Genomic DNA, 23738 nt, shown 5'->3' with positions numbered 1-23738 from the left:
TTTCTTTTTCGCTTTATTAAGGGGGAAATCATTATGCTAGAAAGTTTTGTAGCTTGGTTTAATGAAATGGTGTGGAGTAAACCGCTTGTTTATGGTCTATTGATTACGGGGATTTTATTTTCTTTGATGATGAAATTCTTTCAAGTCAGGCATTTTAAAGAGATGATTCGTTTAATGTTCCACGGTGAAAAATCACCGACTGGAATCTCAAGTTTCCAAGCGATTGCACTCTCTTTAGCTGGACGTGTCGGTACGGGGAATATCGTCGGCGTTTCTACAGCTATCTTTATTGGGGGTCCGGGTGCAGTCTTTTGGATGTGGGTAACCGCATTTTTAGGTGCCAGCAGTGCATTTATCGAATCAACATTAGGTCAAATCTTCAAACGTGAAGAAAAAGGTGAATATCGAGGCGGTCCCGCCTACTACATTGAATATGGGATTAAAGGACGTTTAGGTAAAATTTACGGTTTAGTCTTTGCGATTGTAACGGTTATCTCAGTAGGCTTATTATTACCAGGGGTACAATCTAACGCAATCGCAAGTTCAATGAACAACGCGTTCCAAATTCCAAACTGGATTGTTGCAGTTACAATTGCGATCATTTTAGGTCTGATTATTTTCGGCGGTGTTAAATGGATCGCTAATGTTGCGACAGCAGTCGTACCATTCATGGCCATTCTTTATATTTTAATGGCAGTCTTTATTATTATCATCAATATCCAAGCCGTACCTGCTTTATTTGGATTAATCTTTAAATCAGCATTCGGTATGCAAGCAGCGTTTGGTGGTATCTTCGGTGCCATGATTGAAATCGGTGTAAAACGTGGTTTGTATTCAAACGAAGCTGGACAAGGGACAGGACCACACGCCGCTTCTGCAGCTGAAGTCTCTCACCCAGCCAAACAAGGTTTAGTTCAATCATTCTCAGTATATGTCGATACATTATTCGTATGTACAGCAACAGCATTAATCATCTTAATTTCAGGCACATATAATACAACAAACGGCGATTTAAAGCCAGGTGGTATTCCGGAATTAATCAAAGATAATGGTATCTATGTTCAAAATGCTGACGGTACGAAAGATTACTCAGGTACAGCAATGTACGCACAAGCAGGTATCGATAAAGCCTTACAAGGCGGCAGCTATCACTTTGATCCTGCTTTCTCTGGTATCGGTTCATACTTTATTGCGATTGCATTATTCTTCTTCGCTTTCACAACAATACTCGCATATTACTACATCGCAGAGACAAATATTGCGTATATGACAAGAAACAGTTCAGTCTTTACGACAAAAATTTGGTTCACAGTTGCACGTTTTGCGTTAATTTTCGCAGCTTTCTATGGTTCAATTAAAACAGCTGATGTTGCTTGGAGTATGGGTGACTTAGGTGTAGGTATGATGGCATGGCTCAATATTATTGCGATTTGGATACTCCATCGCCCTGCGGTTGACGCTTTAAAAGATTACGAGTTCCAAATGAAACAAAAAGGTTCTGGTAACTTCGCGATTTACAAACCAGATCCAAACAAATTGCCAACTGCGACATTCTGGCTTGAAGACTATCCGAAACGTTTAAAGGATGCACATTTCAATGAAGATGAAGCAGTTGCCAAAGAAAAAGGTGCTAAAAATAAAAAGCTCCCTCCACAAAATAACTTAGAAGAAGTTTAAAATAAGATAGACATAAACAATTGAAATAGATTAAAAAGAGGAGGAAGCGTATACCGTTTCCTCTTTTGTATTTCATAGAAATAATCATAAATTTTCTCAGGAAATAATCTACATTTCTACAGAAATATGACTTTTTCAATAACTTAATTTAGTCTATAATGGTTTATAAGTCTATTTCTTTAGGAGGACATCATCAATGCTAAATAAGGTGTGGTTCCGAACGGGAATCATGTTATTGATATTATTTCTATTAATCAGATTGATTATGGAAGTACATGTTATCTTTAAACCGCTGATTATCATTATTCAATCAGTCATTTTACCATTTATCTTAAGCGGTTTTTTATTTTATGTCTTTTTACCGCTTCAAAAGTTTTTAGAAAAACGCAAAGTTCCGCGTTGGGGCAGTATTTCGATTATCTTTGTGATTTTAATCGGCTTAACTGCAACTGCAATTACAGTCGTTGCACCACTCATCGCTAACCAAATTAACGGGTTGATTAAACAAGCACCGCAACTTCAAAAAGAAGTTCAAGGAATCATACAATATACACTAGACCAAATGGATAAACTTCCTAATGATGTAACAGATCGCATCAATAAAGTTGTAAAATCATTCGGAGATAATGTGACAAATATCCTATCTAATTCGATTGCGATTGTCTCTCAAATTATCTCTACACTATTCTTACTGATTATGGTGCCATTCTTCTTAATTTACATGTTGAAAGACCACGAGAAGTTCATTCCTTCAGTGGCTAAATTATTCAATGGTGACCGCAAAGTATTTGTAACTAACTTATTAAAAGATGTGAACTATACATTACAATCATACATTCAAGGCCAAGTCACAGTGAGTGTGATTTTAGGAATTATTCTTTACATTGGTTATACAATTATCGGTTTAGAATATACACTTTTACTTGTGTTATTCGCTGGTGTCGCAAACATGATTCCATTCTTAGGACCGTGGATGTCCTTCTTACCTGCCGCAATCATCGGAATTATTCAAAGTCCGACGGCATTTATTTGGGTCTGTGTGGTAACGCTCGTTGCCCAACAATTAGAAGGTAATGTCATTACACCGAATGTTATGGGTAAATCACTTAACATTCACCCGCTTACGATTATCATTGTTATCTTAGCGGCTGGTAACCTAGGCGGATTTGTTTTAATTTTAGTTGCGGTTCCATTATACGCAGTGATTAAAACAGTCGTCCGTAATATCTTTGTTTACCGTCAAGATATTATGCGGAAAGCACAAAGTGAAGTTAAAGATTAACGAGTATTATAAAAGCGTTCAACTCTCTAAAATGAAGTTGAACGCTTTTTACATTGATAAGACTTATTTACTTTTAGGTTATGCTTGATTCGCGCGCATCGCTTTTCTGCCTTTCAACGGCATATTTCTAAGCGATAACATCATCACGAGTGAAATCATATAAAGACAGGCAAGGAAAATCATTGTTGTACTCATGCCGTAATGATCCATAAGATACCCTATCGCAATCGGTGATAAGCCACCTAATGCACGTCCAATATTGAAGACGACATTATTCGCTGTACTACGAATATGTGTTGGATAGTAACTACTGATAACTGCTCCATAGCCTGCGAACATACCGTTAACGAAGAAGCCGACAAAGGCCCCACCGATCAGTAATGCGACTGCACTTTGCGCAAAGACATAAATAAAGACAGATGCAGCTGATGCGATAAGGAAAATCGTATAAGAAAGTTTGGCACCGAAGCGATCTAATATTTGTCCGAACGCAAACATACCTAAACTCATACCGACAATCGTACTGATGGTCCAAAGTGATGAGTTAGAAACACTTAAGCCATGTTGTTTTTGAAGAATAGACGGTAACCAGTTCATTAGACCAAAATACCCAGCAACTTGTACACTCGACATAATCGTTAATGCGATTGTCGTATGTGCCATATGTTTCGTGTTAAATAATAAACCGATTGGCGATTGATTTTTCTTTTCTAACGTACGATTTGCTTTTGCTTGTTTCCATGATTCTGTTTCATCTAAATTACGACGAATGTAGAATGCTAAAATCACAGGTACCACACCGATTAAAAAGAGCGCACGCCAACCGAGATGCGGTAAAATTGCGGCAGCTAACAGCGCAGCAATCAATGCGCCGATTTGACCTCCGATTGCGACCACTGAAGAAACACGGCCTAGACGTTGTTTCTTAAACACTTCAGCCACTAATGCCATCCCGATACCGAATTCTCCACCGCCACCCATACCGGCAATGAATCTTAAAATATAGACCATATAAATATTAGAAGAGACTGAAAGTAATGCGGTTGCTATCGCAAAAATAAATATCGTGTATGTAAAGATACGAATACGACCATACTTGTCTGCAAGCACGCCAAAAATAATACCTCCGAACAACATACCGAAGTTCGTAATCGAAGCGATTAAACCGGCTTCTGCAGAACTGATATGGAACTCATTAATAATACTTGATAGCGCAAAGGCTAAAAACATAATGTCCATATTCTCTAGCCCGAATCCAAGCATTGAAGAAGCTAGAATTTTATTTGAATACGACTTATCTTGTTGATGAATCTTTTCTGTCATCCTTGTCCACCCACTTTTGATTTTATTCCCGTAACTATCATACACTTCATTTAAAGAATTGAATAGCCGAATTAAAAAAATAGCCCACTATTTTAGTCTTGGACTATTATAGTGGGCTATGCTGAGTATGATTATTTAATTACGTGGAAACCAGCGTCAACATGGATGTTTTCTCCTGTTACACCGCTTGATAAATCACTTAATAAGAAAGCAGCTGTTTTGCCGACTTCTTCTTTATCAACATTACGTTTTAATGGTGCACGTTCTTCAACTTCTTTTAAGATTGTGTTAAAGCCGCCAACACCTTTCGCACTTAATGTACGAATTGGACCTGCAGAAACAGCATTAACACGGATATTGTCTTGACCTAAGTCTAATGCTAAATAACGCACGTTTGCTTCTAAGCTGGCTTTCGCAACACCCATTACGTTGTAGTTAGGTACTGCGTACTCTCCGCCTAAGTAAGTTGTAGTAACAATGCTGCCGCCTTCAGGCATTAATTTTTTCGCTTCTCTTGAAACGATTGTTAATGAATAAGAACTGATGTCTTGTGCAAGTAAGAAACCTTCTCTTGAAGTTTCTGAGAAACGACCGCGTAAGTCTTCAACATTCGCAAATGCGATAGAATGGAAGACACCATCAATTTGGCCTACATCTTCACCGATTTTTTTGAATCCATCGATTACTTCATCATCACTTTGAACATCAATTTGGTACGTAAGATGCTCTTTTTGATTTAATTGATCAACAAGTTTATCTAATTCTTTCTTACTACGTTCTTTACGGTATGTAAAGACTAGTTTTGCTCCTAATTCATCTAAAGCTTGGGCTACCCCAAAAGCAATACTGCGTTTATTCGCAATTCCCATAATAACGTATGTTTTTCCTTCTAAACTAAACATGAAAACGCTCCTTTTACTCAATTAATGATTCAAATTTTGATTATTAGTATTATAACATTTTTTGTTCTAATAGACTTGTTTCAACCATTATCTATGGTATGCATCGTAGAAATAAAAAACGAAAGCCTAACATCTCATTAGACTTTCGTTTTAAGTTTAAATTGAACCGAGTGAATAATATTCTAAATCACGTTTCAATTCATCTACATATTCTTTCGAACCTGTCACAATCAAGCGGTCACCGTAACGTAACATCGTATCACCATGCGGTACAATCGATTCATTATCACGTACAATACGTACGAAGATAATATCGCCGTCGAATGGGAAGTTACGTAATTGAATGTTGTCGAATTTATAGTTAAGCATTTTAATTTCATATAATGATGTTTCAACGTTGCTTAATAAGTTCAACATGTTCGGTGTTTCAATTAAACCTGTCAGCAAGATCTTATTACTTAAGAAACTGCTGAAGATTTCAACACCTGATTGACGTAATTCAGCTTCAGTTTCTCCGCCCTCTTCAAAGCGGCAGATGACACGGTTTACTCCGTGTTCTTTAGCCATTTGTGCGACTTTATAGTTTAATTCATCTTCGTTGGTTGAACACACTATAATATCACTATCAAAGAGTCCAAGCTTTTCAAGTATCGCTTCATCATAATCTGCAATTTCAACAGTAGTAATATCATTTGATAAATTACGCTTATCACTTAAATCTTTACGATAATATAACGTAATCGCGTATAAATCAGACATCAAGTTCTGCGCTATCGGAATCGTTAATTGGTTCTTACCAATCAGACTGACGTTAATACGACGTGTCGCTTCTGTCGGCATTGGGAATGTCTTCTTAAAGACAATCGGAACAAATACACACGTAATGACAGCACTCAGGATTAAGATCCCAGAGATTTCTGGTGTAATCGTATGAAGTTGTTCAGCGATTTTAGCTGCTGCGATTACTAACGATAACGTAGATGTCAGTAAAAAGGCAGAAGACAATGTGGTTTTTTGATCAAACCAAGGTCTTATCGCGTATACAGGAATAATCTTAGATACTAAGAATGCGATGATCAGCACTGGAATAATAATTAAAATTGATGGTTCTTTAATCAGTGAAGGGATATTTAAATCCACACCGACCATAATGAAGAAGATCGGGATAAAGAAACCATAACCAAATGAGTCCAGTTTTTCTACCATATCTTCGTCAGGACCAAGCAGTGATACAATTACACCTGCTAAGAAGGCACCTAAGATATTCTCAGCACCTACACCTTCTGCTAATGCCACTAATAAGATGATCAACGCAAAAACTGCACGAATACCGATTTGTGTTGTTCCATCCATCAATTTTTGAAGGAATTGTGCTTTTTTGAAAATCCCGCCAAGGAAATAGAAAATAATGGTAAAGACAATTAAAATCGAAATCAACCATAATGTGCCGCCGCCTTTAGCGTTAATTGCACCATATACAGTTAATAAAATCATCGTAACTAAGTCAGCTAATACAGCCGTTAACAAGATAAACTGTCCGATGGTTGTGCGCATGATATTCATTTCTTTAAGTGTTGGTACTACCACACCTAATGAAATGGTTGAAATGATGATGACCATTAATAAGACATCATCAATTAAGCCAAACCATTTAAATGCATACGCTAAAATGATTGAAACAATCATAATCAGCGAGAATACAAATAATGATAATTGTAAATGACCCGGTGCTTTCTTCTTGTTTTTATTTTTAGCTTTTTCAGGCTCATTTTTATCGCTTTTGAACGCATTGAAATCAATTTCCAAACCGCTTAAAAACATTAAGAAAATAAAACCTAGTGTTGATAAAATATTCAAGATGTTGTCGCGTTCGACTAAATGGAAACCGGATTGTCCGATGATTAATCCCATTAAAATTTCCGCCACAACGACAGGTAGAAAATTGATATTAAGTCTGTTGACAATAATCGGCGTTAAAAACGCAGCCATGACAACAATGACGAGTGATACAAATTCCATGTGTCCCTCCTTATGTGAGATATGACATAAATGATGTAGCTAATCCGAAGTAAATTAACATACTGATAATATCGTTGATTGTTGTGATAAACGGACCACTAGCTACAGCAGGGTCGATTTTCAGTTTCGTCATTATCAATGGAATGATTGAACCCATCATTGTACCGACTGTCATCGCAATCGTTAAACTGCCACCTACAATCAGTGCTAATAACGGTGTACCATATAAAATTACAATAATGGTAAAGAGTACGGTTGCACAGACTAAACCAGAGACAAAGCCAGAGCCCGCTTCTTTAAGCGTCACTTTGAACTTGCTTTGATTTTCAATCTCGCCAGTCGTAATATTACGTACAGACACCGCTAGGGACTGTGTCCCTGAGTTACCTGACATCCCGCTGATAATGGGAATAAAGGCCGCAAGTAATGCGACTTTTTCTAATGTTTCCTCGAATGACCCTAATATAGTTGCAGTTATCATACCTAAAAACGTCAAAATGAGCAACCAAGGCAGACGTTTTTTAGCTGTTTTAAAAATTGAATCGTCTGTTGAATCAATATCAGAGACACCGGCTAAACCAGAGTAGTCTTCTAATGCCTCTTCATCGATAACATCGACGATATCATCGATAGTGATTATACCCAGTAAATGGTCTTGATAATCTACAACCGGCATTGCGATAAAGTCATAGTCACGCATTCTTTGCGCAACATCTTCTTGGTCATCTGCCACGTTGACACTGACCACGCGATTACTCATAATATCTTCAATATAAGCATCGTTTTCTGCGACAATCAAATCACGCAGAGATAAGACACCTACGAGATGTTTATCATCATCTACTGCAAAGATAACGTAAATCGTCTCAGCATCAGGTGCTTGTTCTTTAACCAGCATCAATGCTTCTTTAACAGGTGTAGTTGTCTTTAAAGAAATATACTCCGTCGTCATGATACCGCCGGCAGTATCTTCTTCATAATGCAGCAAGGCTTTGATTTCTTTCGCATCTTGCTGATCCATTAACGCTAATAAAGTAGCGACTTTACTTTTAGTCAAATGACTCATAATATCTACGGCGTTGTCATAAGACATGTCTTCTAAAATATGCGCCGCATAACTTGCTTTCATTTGTTCAAAGAGTTCATCGTACTCGTCATCATCTAACTCGAGTTGGTCGAAGAAACTCGCGACTTCTTTCGGTGATAAGAGATGATACATTTTTTGTCTGATTTCATCATCACTATCTTCGAAGAACTCACTTTGTTCATACGTATGCATGGATAAGAATTCTTCTCTAAATGCATCAATATCATTATCTATTAAGAGCTGATCTAATAAATCTTTGTTATAGAATTCTGGCTCATCTACAAATTTATCATCTTCTTTTGCCAATTTGGCCTCCTCCTTACTTCTTAACTCTCTCTACAAAGCTGTTGAAAAAGGTCCTCAAGTGCTTTTTGTCTTACGCTATCCTTTAAAACTACCGATTTATGTGTCACAGGGTGGATAAACTTTAAATCCGTACATACAAGCGCTTGTCCTTGTATGGATGGGTGTGTGCCGCCGTATAAACTGTCTCCGACAAGTGGATGGTCTATATATTGAAAATGCACACGAATTTGATGGGTTCGTCCAGTATGCAGTTGTACACGGTTTAATGTAAAACGGTCACTCGCTGAAAGGGTTTGGTAACTGGTTTTCGCATACTTGCCTGTTTCATTGACCTGACGTTCAATAATACTGTCAGATTTTCGTGCGATTGGCGCAATAATATCGCCTTCTCCAGATAATAATCCTAAACAAATGCATTGATATATTTTCTCCATTTTTACGTCAGACATTCTGTGATGAAAATGTCCATGCTTAGAAAACAATACGATACCCTGTGTATTACGGTCTAGTCGTGTCACAATATGCGGCACGATAACCGTTTGACTACTATCTGGGTTTAAATATGCCAAAACTTGTTCAATCAAACTTTCATGCGGATGTTCTCTAGACGGCGCACAATTTTGATGTGCAGGTTTTGAAACGGCTAAATAATAATCATCTTCATATAAAACATCTAACGGTGCATGATAATAGATTAAATTCTGACTTGGTCTCTCCTCAGGCAGCACAACTTCTAACGTATCGCCTTCTGTCATTTGTTTTCGCACAGTTACAGGTTGCTTATTTACAAGTAAAGCGCCATTTTGTTTAATGGCACTTATCATTTTCTTTGAATAAAATTGTTCTTGTAAAAAAGTCTTTAATAAAACCGGTGTTTCAATGTCATAGTGAAATTTCATTCGTCTCTGCCGTCAGAAATAAATGAATCGTGGACGCGTTTCCAGAATGGAAATGGTCTGAAACGTGCAAATCGTACACGCTGTTTAGCTACACGATATTCAATACTTTCTACATTGTGATGTTTCGTTGTAACGTGGTCGATAGATGTCATAATCACGCGTTGATCGACTGGTGTAATCAGACAATAATGATGTTCTGGCATAACAATCGGTGAACCGACTGTACGGAACACACGGTTATTGATGGATGCAATTTCAGTCAATTGAATTGCGCGCAATGAAGGATGAATCAAAGCACCGCCAAGTGCTTTGTTGTAGGCAGTTGATCCTGAAGGAGTGGAAATACATAAACCGTCTCCTCTAAATCTTTCAAAGTGTTGTCCACGTAAATTAACATCTGCTACAAGTGTTGTATTATCTTCAGTTTTCATCGTTGCTTCATTCAGTGCGATATGATGTGAAGGTTCTTTGTCATCGTTGTAGTTCACAATAATATCGATTAAAGGATACTGAATGACTTCGTAATCTCCATCTGCAATTTCTTCTATTAATTTATCTACTTCATGCGGCAGCCAATCTGCATAAAATCCTAAATGCCCTGTATGTACACCGACAAATGCAGTTTCATTCACACGATGACAATATTGATGGAAGGCTTCTAATAAAGTTCCATCCCCGCCGACAGAAATAACAATTTCAGGTTCGTCGGCATCTTTAATCATATTGTTCGCTTCCATTTGTGCTTCCATATTTTCTTTGATGCTGTTTGATTTGTGGTCCCCTTTAGACACAATATAATAACGCATAAAGCACCTCACTCTTGATTATGTTTTTTCGCACGTTTTTTAGAATAGTAACGTTGTGCTTCTTGTATTTCGTCTTTGATCTCAGACATCTCTTCATCTAGTGAAAAGGCAGCTTCTGCCGCATTTTCTAAGCGTTTTTGAATTTCAGGAGGATAGTCTCCATCGTATTTATAACGTAAAGTATGCTCAATAGTCGCCCAAAAATTCATCGCTAGCGTTCTGATTTGAATTTCAGCTAATATCGAGCGTTGCCCATCCAACGTTTCAATCGGATACTGAATAATCACATGATATGAACGGTAGCCGCTTTCTTTTGTATTGTTGATATAATCTCTTTCTTCAACAACTTTAAAGTCTCTGCGTTGTCTAAGCAGATTAACGACAACGGGTATATCATCCACAAACTGGCACATAATACGTAAACCAGCGATGTCATACATTTCTTCATGCAGATGATCAAATGATATATCGCGCTCAGTCGCTTTTTCAATAATACTTGTTAACGGCTTCACACGTCCGGTTACAAATTCGATTGGCGACGCATCGGCTTCTAAATCATAAATTTTACGCAAACCTCTTAATTTTACTTTAAGTTCTTCAACTGCTTGTCTATAAGGTGCTAAAAATCGATCCCATTGATTCATTGCGATTCACTCCGCTTCACTCTAACTCAAACGTTTTTTCGACTTCCGCCACAAAATCCTTACCATAGTTTGAGTTCCCTTTGATATTACTTAAGATATAATCTAACTCTTGGTCAAATTGTTCTAATTTTAAATCGTCATTTACATAAATTGCTTTCCCCTTATTTTCATGAAGCATAGACCAAGTCTCTTGCACAAAGATAAGATAGGAATAGGATTGTCCATCATCAAGGATATGAGCAAACCCGTAATTGTCACTATCAACGAGCATTTGCCCTGCTTCAGTCAACCCTTCTGTCGATTTATCTGTATAGCAATAAATGCCATCATCTTTCACTTTTATTTCGTTCACATAAATACGCATAACCTAAATCCTCCTTGTGTTATTCCTACTTATTTTAACATATGTACATCACTCATTACACAACCTAAATGCTTTGTATCACGAAGCCTATAAATTGAAATACTTTCAAATAGTTTTCAAATCGTCCATAATATATAGTCACAGAGGTGAACTGATGACTATTAATCAAGAAATCGAATATAAGCAACTACTGACACATAATCAATACGAAGCATTAAGAAATAGATATTTTAATACATTAAAACCTTTTACGCAAAAAAATCATTATATTGATACACCGGATTTCGCTTTAGCTGAGCACTTGATGGCACTCAGAATTCGTGAAATTGATGACACGTATGAAATGACATTAAAAGTACCTGCTAAAGTAGGTTTAACTGAATATAATCACATGACTGAAGTCGTGCCAAAACAAGACATGCATCTTACACCTGACAAACTGCCAGATCCGATTCATTCTGTCTTACAAGAAACAGGTATAGATGTTACACAACTTTATGTATTAGGAGCATTAACGACCCACCGCATGGAGACAGAGATTGATGAAGGTCTCCTTGTACTAGATCATAGCGAATACCTTGGTACTGAGGATTTCGAGCTTGAATTTGAAGTGGAACAACCCGAAGAAGGTTTGAAGAAGTTTCAAGAAATCTTACAAGATTTCAATATTCAATCGTATATTCCTAAAAATAAAGTCGCTCGCTTTTTTGAAGTAAAAAACAAATAATCATTAAGCACAATTCGGTAGCACTCAGTCAAAAGTCGTATTACTTTTAATTGTAAAAATTCATGTTATATTAGATATATATTAAAGAAACAGGGTGAGAAAGTGGCTTTGACACCTTACGAAGTAATAGGCCAAGAACGTCTATATCACATGATAGATTACTTTTATTCTCTTGTTGAACAAGATGAAAGAATCAACCACCTCTTCCCTGGTGATTTTGCGGAAACCAGTCGAAAACAAAAACAATTTTTAACGCAGTTTCTAGGAGGCCCAGCACTTTATACTGAAGAACATGGCCATCCGATGTTAAAAATGAGACATATGGATTTTCGCATAACAACCTTTGAACGAGATGCTTGGTTAGAAAATATGAATAAAGCGATTCAACATGCAGAGCTGCCTGCGGGTGTTGATGAATACCTATATGAAAGATTGCGATTGACCGCAAATCATATGGTTAATTCTGAAAATTAATTGTAGGTGAATGAGATGTCTGAAGAGTTAAAGTTAATATGTAATCATAGACAAGATGAAATGAACCTTTCACCTGTGAGCAAGATAGAAATTTATTCTTTCTTCGATCCGTTTGATGAAGATTGTTTTAAACTATCCGCAATACTATCTAAATTAAGAGTTGAATATAAACAATATATCCGTATTCGTCATATATTAAACCCATCCTTACGCATACTGACGAAATGCCAAGCTCAAAGTAGTTCTGAAAACGATAATATCGCATTGGCATATAAAGCTGCTGAACTTCAAGGGCGTGCACGTGCAGAACGTTTTATTCATTTAATGCAGAATGAAATTATACCGAAACGTGATATTATCACTGAAAATATGATTGAAGCGTCTGCGAAGAATGCAGGTTTGGATTATGACGTATTCAAAGAAGATTTAAAGAGTGGAAAGCTCACTGAAAGTCTGAAAGTCGACTTGCATATTGCGAGAGAAATGGAAGTCGATCAAGCACCTTCTCTTGTCTTTTTCAATGAAGATGTAACCGAAGAAGGTTTAAAAGTCGAAGGCTTATATCCTTACCACATTTATACTTATATCATTAATGAATTAATGGGCACACCTATAGAAAAGGAATTACCGCCTAAACTTGAAACGTATATTCAAGAACAGCAATTCGTTACACTAGAAGAGTTACTAACAATCTATGAATGGCCGAAAAAATTGCTGCAAAAAGAATTGAAAAAACTAGCTTTACAACAAAAAATTGAAAAATTAAGCAGTCCAGAAGGAGAATTCTGGAAAGCTAAATAATAGCTCGAGTGGAACACTTGTCATTGCGACAAGTGTTTTTTTTATTTTATTTAAACCCGCACAACCCAATCATATTCAATTGTTTTCATTTAATAAAATTATCAATTATTCTTATCACAAACTAGAAACCGATAGTAATATCAAATACTTAAAAACTACCCTATTTTTTAAATTCTTTTATGTTATATTAAAAATGAGATATTTCACAAATCAATTTTATTGAATGGAGGAATAGCAATTGAATATAGCAAAAACATTTTTCAAAACTGCTTCCATGTTGCTGCTTGCAGCCATCATGGTCATCAGCGGTGCATTGTCATACGTCACACAACAAGCAACTACCGCAAATGCTTCATCCGATTCACTTAAAATTAAAGTTGATAACACCGATGTTCCGGGTCAAGCAAAACAAGAAGCGAAACAACACTTCTCAAGTTATGCACAAGCCCTTTCTCAAATTGATCGTTCCGGTAATAACGGAGAATTCAAACTCGGTCACTCCTTTAAAATCTACAAATTCAATGGCCAAGAGGATGGCAACTTCTACTACCCTGTTATGCAAGGCGACACAATTAAGTATATCCTCACTGTAACGCCTAAGAGTGAAAATGACGTACACGCAAATAAAAATAATGCCAACTATAGTGTGCGTATTTCAAAATTCATCTCTGACGAATTAAATCAATATCGCCAAAACAATACCCCTATTACAATATTCACAAATAAAGACGGTTACTACATTGAACATGACAAACGTTTAGATCTAGTCATGCAAACAAAATTACCAGATGATAAAACAAAACCGTCAACACCTGCAGTTCCGAATTTAGAATTAAAACAAACCGTTAATGCGACACAAACAGAAGCTACACACAGCAGTGTTGCGACTAAATATGTCAACTTACTACCTAACTTCCAAATTCGTGAACAACAAGGCAACAATGGTTGGTGTGCAGGTTATACAATGGCTGCATTATTAAACGCTACAAAAAACACAAGCCAATATAGAGCACAAGACGTTATGCATCAAATCCACCCTGGACTATCTGGTCAAGCATTCCAATTCACTGGTTTGACTGCAGATGAAATGATTCAATACGGCCGTGCTCAAGGTAAAAATACATCTTATTATAATGGAATGCCAAGTTTTAATATGGTAGACCAATATACTAAGGACAATAAGGGTATAGCAATACTAGGAAAACAAATTGAAGCGACTCAAGGTATGCATGCTGGACATGCAATGGCAGTTGTAGGTAACGCAGTTACTGCAGATAACCAACAAGTCATTGTATTCTGGAATCCTTGGGATCGTGATTATTCATTACAACCAGCAGACAGTAACGTGATTCCTGTGTCTAATGGTGACCATTACCACTGGTACGGTTCTGTTGTTGGTTTCTAAAAGGACGGATAGCTAATATGGAAACAACTAGTATTAATGTGAAATATCTCAACTCGTTATCTGATTCAGAAGAAACGCTGTTAAATCATTTCCAAGGAGAGTGGCTAAGTCAAGACGATACCCTCTCTTTAGATATACGTATACTTTATTCAATCCCAAGCACTTTAGAAGATGTTTATGAAATTAAATCTATCAGTACAACAGATGACGAAATCGCCTTAACGCCGACATCTGACTCAGATTTTGTCATTTGTTTAAAGAAAAAAGATTTACAACACGTCAGCTATCAAGTGATCAATGCTGATCGTATGGGCAGTTCTCAGCCTTACATTTTAGAAAAAGGTTAATCCTTATCTAAAATACATCTCTCTACACCTATCGCGCAATAAACAAGGCGCCGGCAGTTTCATGGTAACCCCTACCATGACTGCCGGCGCTTTTCTATATGTATTTATAAAACTTTAAAATTCACTTTATTAAATTTAAGCATAAAAAAACGCCGTGTCTGAATACACGGCGCTAAACAAAGGGGATGGGAGAAATTTTTCACTTCAAACAAAGGGGTATGTTTGTTATGTGATTAATTTCATGGTCATAATATACCACGTGCCAAACCCTATTTCAAGGCGCTTAACCCATGAAAACGTTTTTGTCACAAACTTGTCATATTGTAAACGATTTCACAAACTTTACGCTTTAATTAGTTTTTCAAATTCATCTAATTTTTGTTCAAACATTTTACATGCTTGTTCGATTGGTTCTGGTGTTGTCATATCTACACCTGCATTTTTTAAGATTTCAATCGGATAATTAGAGCTTCCTTTTTTCAAGAATTCATTGATATAACGATCTACTGCAGGTTTACCTTCATTTAAGATTTGATAACTTAAACTTTGTGCTGCACTGTAACCTGTTGCATATTGATAAACATAATAATTCATATAGAAGTGCGGAATACGTGACCATTCTTTACTGATATCTTCATCAGTTTCTACAATATCACCGAAGTATTCACGATTTAATTTCGCATATTCTTCATTCATGCGATTTGCAGTTAGTGGTTCCCCTGCTTCTTCAATTTGGTGAATTTTATGCTCGAACTCTGCGAACATTGTTTGACGGAATAATGTCGCACGGAAACGTTCTAATTCTTGGTTTAATAAGAGCAATCTGCGCTCATCATCTAAATTTTTCTCCATATAATCACTCAACAATGCTTCGTTTGTTGTAGAAGCAACTTCTGCGACGAAGATTGAGTAATCACTATGATTAGATGGTTGGAATTTTCTGCTGAAGTAGCTATGCGTTGAGTGACCAAACTCATGAATCAATGTAAATAAGTCTGAGACTGTATCTGACCAGTTTAATAAGATGAATGGGTTTGTTAAATGTGCACCTGAAGAATAACCACCTGAGCGTTTACCTTTGTTTTCATATACATCGACCCAACGATTATTTAAACCTTCTTTAACGACATCTAAATATTCATCACCCATTGGTTCTAAAGCTTTTAACATCCATTCCACAGCTTCATCATAAGGCATTTCAAATTTGATATCTTTCACTAATGGTGTGTAGAGGTCATACATTTTCATATCTTCTAAACCTAAAACATCTTTACGTAATTGAGTGTAACGATGTAATAATGGCAGATATTTGTGTACAGTTTTAACTAAGTTATCATAAACTGCTTCAGGAATATGGTTGTTGCTTAAAGCTTTTTCACGAGCAGTTTTATAATTGTGTGTACGCGCATTGAACACATGTTTTTTCACTTCACCTGTTAATGTCGCTGCTAAAGTATTGTTGTAAGCACCATAAGCTTTGTATAAGTTTCTGAATGCTGAACGACGAAGTTCACGATCATCAGATTCTAAATATTTAATAAACGTACCTTGAGTTAATGGGTGTTTATTACCATCTTTATCTACCGCATCTTCAAATTCTAAATCTGCGTTACTGAACATACCATATACGTTAGATGGTGTTGATAAAGCATCTTGCGCTTCTGTTAATAATTTTTCTTTATCTGCACTTAAGACATGCGGACGTTCTTCATTGATTAATTTTAAATCAAAGGCATAACGTTCTAAGTCTTTATTTTCATCGATGAATTTTTGAATTGTCTCTTCATCAATTTGTAAGATTTCAGGTACTAAGAAACTCCAGCTTGAGCTTAATTTAATCGCAAGTTGATGCGCACGAGCTTCATAGCCAGTATATTTATCGTTGCCTGTATCTTGGTCTTGTTTTAAGTGTGCATAGACATAGACCTTTTCAAGTTCAGTTTCAATTTTATCTTCTAAAGCTAATGCTTCATATAGCGTTTCAGCGCTGTCACCTAAGTGCCCTTTGAATTTCTCTTCAGCACCTAAATAGCCTTCTACTTCTTTAAACGCTGCTTCAAATGCTTCATCGCTTTCAAAGATTGTTGTTAGATCCCAAGTATACTCAGGATATTTTTGTTCTTGTTGCTCTCTTGTTAATTGTTGACTCATAAAAAAAGCCTCCTCTTATGCTAATGTCAATACTTAGATTTTCTCATTATTTCGTTTATTTTGCACGTCATTACCTCTATTAACTGATAATAGAATAGACCCACAAATTTAAATTTGATTCCTTTTCACAATATAATCAGTTTATTTCCGAGGAAATAGAAAACTGTTTTATACTAGGTAGTCAATAGTCATGGTTTTAACACAAAAAATAACGCAATTATTCCTATAACATTAAGTAAACCATACAAAATCAAGAATACAGTAGGAATCCTATGTTTTTATAAACTATGATAGTAGAAGCAGTCGCATTTTTTGTGTGCTAATATTTTACGTTAAATCTAAAAAAGAAGTTGAGCAACCTTTGCTGCTTAACCTCTAAATTTTATCCCACTTGATTTTTTGACAGACAAACCATAAAAATACGATTAAAGTTATTACTTAACAATGCTGTAAATATAGCGAAATTTATTTACATCCATTATATTAACTCAAATACGAGCGGTTAATTATGATGATATTTTAAAATAACACTAAATATAATAGATAATATGACAACAGAAATTCCAATAACAGAGAAATTGAACAGGTTCGCAGGTTTCAAAATACAAGAAAAAACAAAAGTACCCAACGGCATAAATAGTAGTGCAACTGAAAATATAATACCAAAAACTCTCCCTAAAAATTTTTCATCAACATTTCTTTGAGTATAAGAAAAAATTTGTATATTAAACATTGTTAAAAATAAATTAAATGATAATGGAATCAGTATAACAACTAAATAATTTGATAGAATTTCGTATATTATTGGACCAATACTTAATGAAACTCCTGCAACATCTAATAAAATCATCATTTTCTGTAATGATATATCTATTTTGGTTATACTGATTATTAAAGCGCCAATAATTCCTCCTATGGCTTCAGCTGTTAAGAATGAACCATATATATCGATAGCAAATTCAGGAAACATTTGGTCGCTATATGGTAATAATAAATTATAAGCTGCAAGAAAGAAGTTCACGAGTGCAGAAAGGATAACAATTAAGAAAATCTCTTTATGATACAATAAATATTTAAATCCTGAAGTTAAATCTTTAATCACTATTGAAAACGAAAAACTATTGTTCGCCTTACTTATCTCTGAAATCGGAGAAATAAAAAGTATTATGAAAGCAGAAATAAGAAATGACAATCCATCTAAAATAAGCGAACCATTTACTCCTATATACTTATATAAAAATACAGCTATAATAGGTATTGTTATTTTTACAAGAGTATTACCTGTTTCCATGTAAGAATTTAACTTTGAGATATTATTTTTCGTAACAATCTCCTTAGTAAAAGCTTTATATGTAGGACCTGAAAATGAATCTAATAGAGATATCAAGATATTTACAATCACTATTGCATACACAAGCCACCTTTCATTGCTCACAAAAGAAATAATAATACAGAATAATCCACTTAGTATATCTGTGATAATGATAATTTTTTTTCGTCTAAATTGATCTGCTATGACACCACCAAAAAGATTAAAAATAACAGCAATTAAGTTTTCGGTTATCTGATATAGTCCTACAAGTTTGAGTGAATTTGGACTGATATCCGACAAAAAAGAGTTGTTGGTAAAATCAAAAAGTACATCTCCTATTTTGGAAATACACCTACTCGCTAAAATATAAATACCATTTTTAAATTGTTTCTTAATCGGAATACCTTCTTTCTATGATGACTAAAAATATAAGCTATTTATCGAAGTTCCAAGTTTCAACAATATTTTCACTCCATTTTATATTTTCAGAGTAAAAACTTTTTATTTCTCTCGCTAATTTTTCTAAATGCTCATAATTTTCATTGTAAAAACTGATTGTTAGCAAATATCCCATTTGTTTTTGCAATCCATTAAACTCTATGTTTCTATAATCTATTTCCTCACAATTAAAGATGTAATTCATATTTATTTTTGGTATAAATTCGATAAATCCTTTTTTAGGAGGAATCCATACTTTGCCTGATGGCATAACAATTTGATTATTATCAATCTTATGTGAAAGTCCAAGTTCACACTTCAAATAAATTTCTTCTAAATTAATATTTAGTGAAAACTCAATATTTTTAGAATATTCACCACCGACTATCCTACTACCTATTTCGCATAGAATAGGATTACCTGATCTGTCTATAAAAATTTCTGCATGAAAAAGAGTTGTAAAATTCACATCAAACACTTTCAAAATTCTTTTAGTGAAGTCATTCAATATATTTGCTTGTTTAGAATCTGGATTAATCATTACTGAACCTAAACCATTACCATCCTCAAATGATTCAAGACAATTCTCTAAATACTTACTCACACAACTAACCTTGATTTCCGATTTATAAAATAATCCATCAACATGGTAAAGTTGACCTTCTACATATTCCTCAATTATATAATCATTAAAATCAAAATTAGATATAGCTTTATTTAAAGAATTTTCATCGACTATTTTAAAAACACCTTTCGAAGCCCATTTTTTTCTAGGTTTCAAAATCACTGGATATCCAACCTTTTTTATGAAAGATATTATATCCATAAAATGATTAATTCTACGAAAATGCGGACATTTTAATTCTGATTCTTTCAATTTTTTTCGCATTTTATATTTATCACGAAAAAGTAAGGCGCTCCTGATTTTTTGCCCTTTTATGCCAAGGTTTTCCCTTATAGATGCCGCTCTTATGACATTACCTTCTTCGAAAGAAATGATTCTCGATATTTTTTCGTACTTACTTAATTCATCAACAAATCTTTCTACATTACCATTGTTATCAAAATCTGGAAATCCATAGGCATTTTTGTATCGAAAACTACTAATTGTATCCGTTGGTCCTAATATATAAATAGATTCATTAAAACCATTTGCCCATTTTAAATAATCTCTTTTTGATTTACCTTGCCTATCTAATATAATGACTGCCATAAAATCACTCTCTCATATTTAAAATATGTTACTTATAACTAATATTAAAAACTTTATTTAATGTATATTTGCGTGATTCACATAATAATTTATAATCGTTTCCATCTTGGATTACATATCCTATTCTGTTTTCGCTACCTGTTTCTCTTTTTTTATCACCAGATACAACAAAAATATCTGCATCTATAATGTTATTGTTCTTTTTTATATACTCAACATTAATACTAGCATTATCAATAACTTCACCTTCAAATTCATTGAAATAAATGGCAATATATTTGTCATGAAATTTAAAACCATTAAAACTTTTAGTGCCTTTTACTAGAGATAATGCAGCTATTTCTAAAGGATTGTAATTTTTTGACATTAATCTATATAGTTCAGATATCATATCACCACCAATTCTAGCATGGGTTTCAACTAAATTTATTTCATTATTATAACCTACAATTATTTCAGTATGTGATGGACCATTTTTAAATTGCAATATATTTAAAAGTTCAAGAACATAGTCTGTAATATTCTTACTTGCTTTATCACTAATATTAGCTGGTACGACATGACCAACCTCAACAAAATCATCATTTTTCAATTTTTTTGTAATTCCATAAACGTAATGTTTGCCATCGATGCTTATTGATTCGACACTAAATTCTTCTCCTTCAATAAATTTTTCTATTATAAAAGGTGAACATTTAAACTCTGATATTTCATCTGATATAGTTTTTACATTAGTCAAATTTATTTTATAAACACTCTTACTTCCTGTTCCGTTTATAGGTTTAACTATAGATTCGCCGTAATCATTAATGAATTCGAATAGATCCTTAGCATCAATAACTTTTCGAAAAGGAATAGTATTAAAATGTTTATTTTCCAAGAATTTTCTCATCAAATATTTGTTTCCAAACAAGCTTACTTGATTATTTGAAAGGTTAAATGGTATGCTAGTTGTCATAGAAATTTCAGATGCTAATATTTGTAAGTTTTCAAACATACAAATAATAGTTTTATAACTTTTGGGATCATCAATGATATTTGATACTTTATTCACGATTTTTTTATGATCTTTTAAATTCTTAAATGCAAAAACTTCTTCGTATATTTCATTAAAATATGGTTTTATCTTTGAAGACTCAGTAATTATTGTTAACTTATAACCATTTTTATATAGCAATTTATGAATCTCAGAAAACCCACCTAAAACTAAAATTTTATTCATAATCATCACCTAGTAGTTTTTTTATATTAACTTTTTCATAGTTGTTCCCTAAAGATAAACTTCTAATAGAATCTCTACATTGTATATGGCATGATATATCATATTCTCTTAATAATTCAGGAAATTTCTGTATAATCCATTCCGGAAATATTCCGAATTCACCCTTTATTACATTAAAATCAATTTTCTCATTTTCCAATAACCTTGTACGAACCTTTATTAGTCTATTGACAATATCGACTGAATATTCATTAATCTTCAGTATATTTTCATAAAATGCATTTTTTTGTTTTGGACTAAAACTTGTATATCCTAATTTAGTTATAATTTCATTTGATATTTCTAAAATAAATGGAATATGCTCTTCATTGATAAGATTTCCATCTAATAAAAAACCTAACTCTCTCAAAATCTTTTTTAAAAAATATCCTTTTCCTTTATTTGAAATCCTTAGCAAATCACCATGAATCAATAAAATAAACACCCTGAACAATAATAAAAATCTAGTTTCATTATTATTGTTGATTTTCAGATTATTTGTTACCTTAAAAAGAGGACTAATCTCATCTATCTCCCAAATTGCTTGTTTATTTTCTAAAATAATAGAAAGTCTCTCAGCATAGTACACTATATCAAAATGATATTTTTCTTCTGTTTTAATAGTTGCAATAGTTCCTATAGGTACAACACCGTTTGAATATTTATAATATATATATGAATAATGTCCGGTAGGTCTATTATTTCCAATATGAAATTTTTCTAAATTTTTCCATTCATAAATATGATTTAAAGGTATACCTAAGTGGTTGTACCATTTTAAAAAATCAACTTCGCGATCACACCGAATGAAAATCTTGTTTATTGACAACCCTATATCTGTTAAAAATGATAACGCAACATTAATTATTTTTTGAGGTTCATCACTGTTTTTAATTAAAAGTGATAAACCAATCTCCATAGGATTTGTTAATCGATTTTTTCCAACATCATCTAATTTATTTGAAAAATATGATAATTGCTTTGTAAAATAGTTTTCTTGTTTTCCATTTATATTTATGGAATCAAACAAATCAATATGTTGTGATATTGCAGACATATTAAAAAAAGTTTCGGAACCATCTGGCCTTACTACATTGCCCTCTTTAAGCAAATTAAAATTTAACTTTTTTCCATAATTTAAAAATTCATCTTGTATGTCAATTAATTTCATTTTTTTCCCTCATCATTTGAACATATCCCTCTGTTACAACTTTTGGTTTCAAAAATGAAAATTCATTTTTAACCTTTTGTGTGAATAACAGTTTATCATTTTCAGAAAAATTACCTAATATTTCAGCTTCTAAGAATTGACCGAGACCTTTTATGTTATCAATATTTATAGTTACATTCCCTTGTTTATATGCTTCTCTTTTTTTATCTATAACCATTATTCTTTTAAATCCTAAATTAAGTACATCCTTTAAAAATGATGATTGACTCTCATCTAATTTGACTTCACTTTCAATCCATAACCCCTCACTAACAGTTTCTTTTTTAGTTGCTAAAAATTGTTTACTTTCTTCCCGAATTCTAAGAATATAACTACCAGGGATATCACCTTCTTTTTCTTTACCGTGTTCTTTATAATAGGAATCTTTTTGATTGGAAGAATCAATATAATCATAATTTTCAGATAAATAAGATAGTAATTTTGATAAATTTTTGTCAGTATCTATCTTAAATCTAACTTCAAGTTCTTTCATTAATAATCACCTCGTAGACTAGCATACGCATTAGTCGATTTAAATTTTGTCAGTGGAAAGTATGTGTTACTTTCAGTTTTATGGATACATAGTCTTGCATAATAATTCCCAGATAAATTTTCAATTCGTATTCCATAAAAGTATTCTCCACATAAATTTTGCTTTTTCATTATACAATTATTGCACATAGTTGGTAAGTAATTAGGTACTAATACTTTAAAATCTATTTCACCTATTTTAGGAATAAAATAACTTATTGTTCCAGTTGAACTTCCCTTAACATATTTTCTTCCTATTTCAACTGCATTTAATGTATTAAAAAATTTTCTTATTGCATTAATTGAATAAGTATTCCTATTAACTTCATTTAAAATTCTAACGTTGATATTTTGAACTGCCGCCCATTTTACAACTTTTAAAACACGACAATAGTCGTCTTCATCTGCAATTACTGTGTTTATTTTCACCAAAACTCCACTTTCTTTTGTAAATTTAATTACATCTAATAGTTTCTGATGATTTTTAGCTATTCAACTGTTTGATCTATCAATCTGAGTTTTAATCATATCCACATCATTAATAGCATGCAAACTAAAA

Annotated in this window: 22 protein-coding genes; 7 read left to right on the top strand and 15 right to left on the bottom strand. The window is 33.8% G+C overall.

Annotation, left to right across the window (positions count from 1 at the left end; all coding sequences use genetic code 11):
• Positions 1-33: 33 nt before the first annotated feature.
• Positions 34-1677, top strand: coding sequence for an alanine/glycine:cation symporter family protein (locus tag HMPREF2937_RS03190; RefSeq protein WP_070864016.1), 1644 nt, complete (start codon positions 34-36; stop codon positions 1675-1677).
• 196 nt (positions 1678-1873) lie between these two features.
• A complete protein-coding gene (gene cozEa / locus HMPREF2937_RS03185) occupies positions 1874-2959 on the top strand; it encodes a lipoteichoic acid biosynthesis protein CozEa (RefSeq protein WP_002480411.1) in 1086 nt (361 codons plus the stop codon).
• 78 nt (positions 2960-3037) lie between these two features.
• Here the strand turns inward: cozEa and HMPREF2937_RS03180 are convergent, their stop codons facing one another.
• The 8 genes from HMPREF2937_RS03180 to HMPREF2937_RS03145 form a co-directional block, all read right to left on the bottom strand.
• Positions 3038-4282: an MFS transporter gene (locus HMPREF2937_RS03180; protein ID WP_060803853.1), complete on the bottom strand. Its 1245-nt coding sequence runs from the start codon at positions 4280-4282 to the stop codon at positions 3038-3040.
• A 131-nt stretch (positions 4283-4413) separates the two neighbouring features.
• The gene (gene fabI, locus HMPREF2937_RS03175; RefSeq protein ID WP_002480409.1) at positions 4414-5184 is read right to left on the bottom strand and encodes an enoyl-ACP reductase FabI; all 771 of its coding nucleotides are present in this window, start codon (positions 5182-5184) and stop codon (positions 4414-4416) included.
• Positions 5185-5340: 156 nt separating this feature from the next.
• A complete protein-coding gene (locus HMPREF2937_RS03170; protein ID WP_002480408.1) occupies positions 5341-7203 on the bottom strand; it encodes a monovalent cation:proton antiporter family protein in 1863 nt (620 codons plus the stop codon).
• A gap of 10 nt (positions 7204-7213) precedes the next feature.
• Entirely contained in the window at positions 7214-8596 is a 1383-nt protein-coding gene (gene mgtE / locus HMPREF2937_RS03165) for a magnesium transporter (RefSeq protein WP_070864015.1), read from the bottom strand.
• Between the two features lie 20 nt (positions 8597-8616).
• Complete coding sequence (locus HMPREF2937_RS03160; RefSeq protein ID WP_070864014.1) at positions 8617-9495, bottom strand: RluA family pseudouridine synthase; 879 nt, start codon at positions 9493-9495, stop codon at positions 8617-8619.
• Positions 9492-10301 (bottom strand): NAD kinase, encoded by an 810-nt coding sequence (locus HMPREF2937_RS03155; protein WP_002480405.1) that lies wholly within the window; start codon positions 10299-10301, stop codon positions 9492-9494. Before HMPREF2937_RS03155 ends, HMPREF2937_RS03160 begins: the two co-directional genes overlap by 4 nt.
• Positions 10302-10309: 8 nt before the next feature.
• Entirely contained in the window at positions 10310-10945 is a 636-nt protein-coding gene (locus HMPREF2937_RS03150) for a GTP diphosphokinase (RefSeq protein ID WP_002480404.1), read from the bottom strand.
• Between the two features lie 16 nt (positions 10946-10961).
• Positions 10962-11309, bottom strand: a complete 348-nt coding sequence (locus HMPREF2937_RS03145; RefSeq protein WP_002480403.1) for a UPF0738 family protein — start codon at positions 11307-11309, stop codon at positions 10962-10964.
• A gap of 154 nt (positions 11310-11463) precedes the next feature.
• On the opposite strand from HMPREF2937_RS03145, the gene HMPREF2937_RS03140 reads away from it, so the two are divergent.
• From HMPREF2937_RS03140 to HMPREF2937_RS03120, 5 genes are all read left to right on the top strand, one after another.
• Positions 11464-12036 carry a CYTH domain-containing protein gene (locus tag HMPREF2937_RS03140; RefSeq protein ID WP_060803850.1) on the top strand — a complete coding sequence of 191 codons (573 nt, stop codon included), beginning with the start codon at positions 11464-11466 and terminating at the stop codon, positions 12034-12036.
• Between the two features lie 102 nt (positions 12037-12138).
• Positions 12139-12510, top strand: coding sequence for a truncated hemoglobin YjbI (locus HMPREF2937_RS03135; RefSeq protein WP_002480401.1), 372 nt, complete (start codon positions 12139-12141; stop codon positions 12508-12510).
• A 15-nt stretch (positions 12511-12525) separates the two neighbouring features.
• Positions 12526-13311: a protease adaptor protein YjbH gene (gene yjbH / locus HMPREF2937_RS03130; protein ID WP_060803849.1), complete on the top strand. Its 786-nt coding sequence runs from the start codon at positions 12526-12528 to the stop codon at positions 13309-13311.
• A 238-nt stretch (positions 13312-13549) separates the two neighbouring features.
• The gene (locus HMPREF2937_RS03125; RefSeq protein WP_083326908.1) at positions 13550-14716 is read left to right on the top strand and encodes a C47 family peptidase; all 1167 of its coding nucleotides are present in this window, start codon (positions 13550-13552) and stop codon (positions 14714-14716) included.
• Between the two features lie 17 nt (positions 14717-14733).
• Positions 14734-15063, top strand: coding sequence for a hypothetical protein (locus HMPREF2937_RS03120; RefSeq protein WP_002481954.1), 330 nt, complete (start codon positions 14734-14736; stop codon positions 15061-15063).
• Positions 15064-15405: 342 nt separating this feature from the next.
• Here HMPREF2937_RS03120 and pepF read toward each other — a convergent pair whose 3' ends face one another.
• The 7 genes from pepF to HMPREF2937_RS03085 form a co-directional block, all read right to left on the bottom strand.
• On the bottom strand, positions 15406-17214 hold the full coding sequence (pepF, locus tag HMPREF2937_RS03115; protein ID WP_023015808.1) for an oligoendopeptidase F: 1809 nt from the start codon (positions 17212-17214) through the stop codon (positions 15406-15408).
• Between the two features lie 502 nt (positions 17215-17716).
• A complete protein-coding gene (locus tag HMPREF2937_RS03110; RefSeq protein ID WP_257245353.1) occupies positions 17717-18892 on the bottom strand; it encodes an MFS transporter in 1176 nt (391 codons plus the stop codon).
• Between the two features lie 67 nt (positions 18893-18959).
• Entirely contained in the window at positions 18960-20177 is a 1218-nt protein-coding gene (locus tag HMPREF2937_RS03105; protein WP_070864012.1) for an ATP-grasp domain-containing protein, read from the bottom strand.
• A 28-nt stretch (positions 20178-20205) separates the two neighbouring features.
• Entirely contained in the window at positions 20206-21399 is a 1194-nt protein-coding gene (locus tag HMPREF2937_RS03100) for an ATP-grasp domain-containing protein (protein ID WP_070864011.1), read from the bottom strand.
• A complete protein-coding gene (locus HMPREF2937_RS13960) occupies positions 21392-22609 on the bottom strand; it encodes a hypothetical protein (RefSeq protein ID WP_070864010.1) in 1218 nt (405 codons plus the stop codon). Before HMPREF2937_RS13960 ends, HMPREF2937_RS03100 begins: the two co-directional genes overlap by 8 nt.
• The gene (cyaB, locus tag HMPREF2937_RS03090) at positions 22596-23141 is read right to left on the bottom strand and encodes a class IV adenylate cyclase (RefSeq protein ID WP_070848245.1); all 546 of its coding nucleotides are present in this window, start codon (positions 23139-23141) and stop codon (positions 22596-22598) included. Before cyaB ends, HMPREF2937_RS13960 begins: the two co-directional genes overlap by 14 nt.
• On the bottom strand, positions 23141-23608 hold the full coding sequence (locus HMPREF2937_RS03085) for a hypothetical protein (protein ID WP_070864009.1): 468 nt from the start codon (positions 23606-23608) through the stop codon (positions 23141-23143). The genes cyaB and HMPREF2937_RS03085 overlap by 1 nt, the downstream gene beginning before the upstream one ends.
• Positions 23609-23738: the final 130 nt, after the last annotated feature.

The organism is Staphylococcus sp. HMSC061G12 (genome assembly GCF_001838465.1).
Classification (GTDB): Bacteria; Bacillota; Bacilli; order Staphylococcales; family Staphylococcaceae; genus Staphylococcus; species Staphylococcus simulans.
The sequence above is the reverse complement of the archived record's forward strand: the minus strand, read 5'-3'. Positions and strand labels throughout refer to the sequence as shown.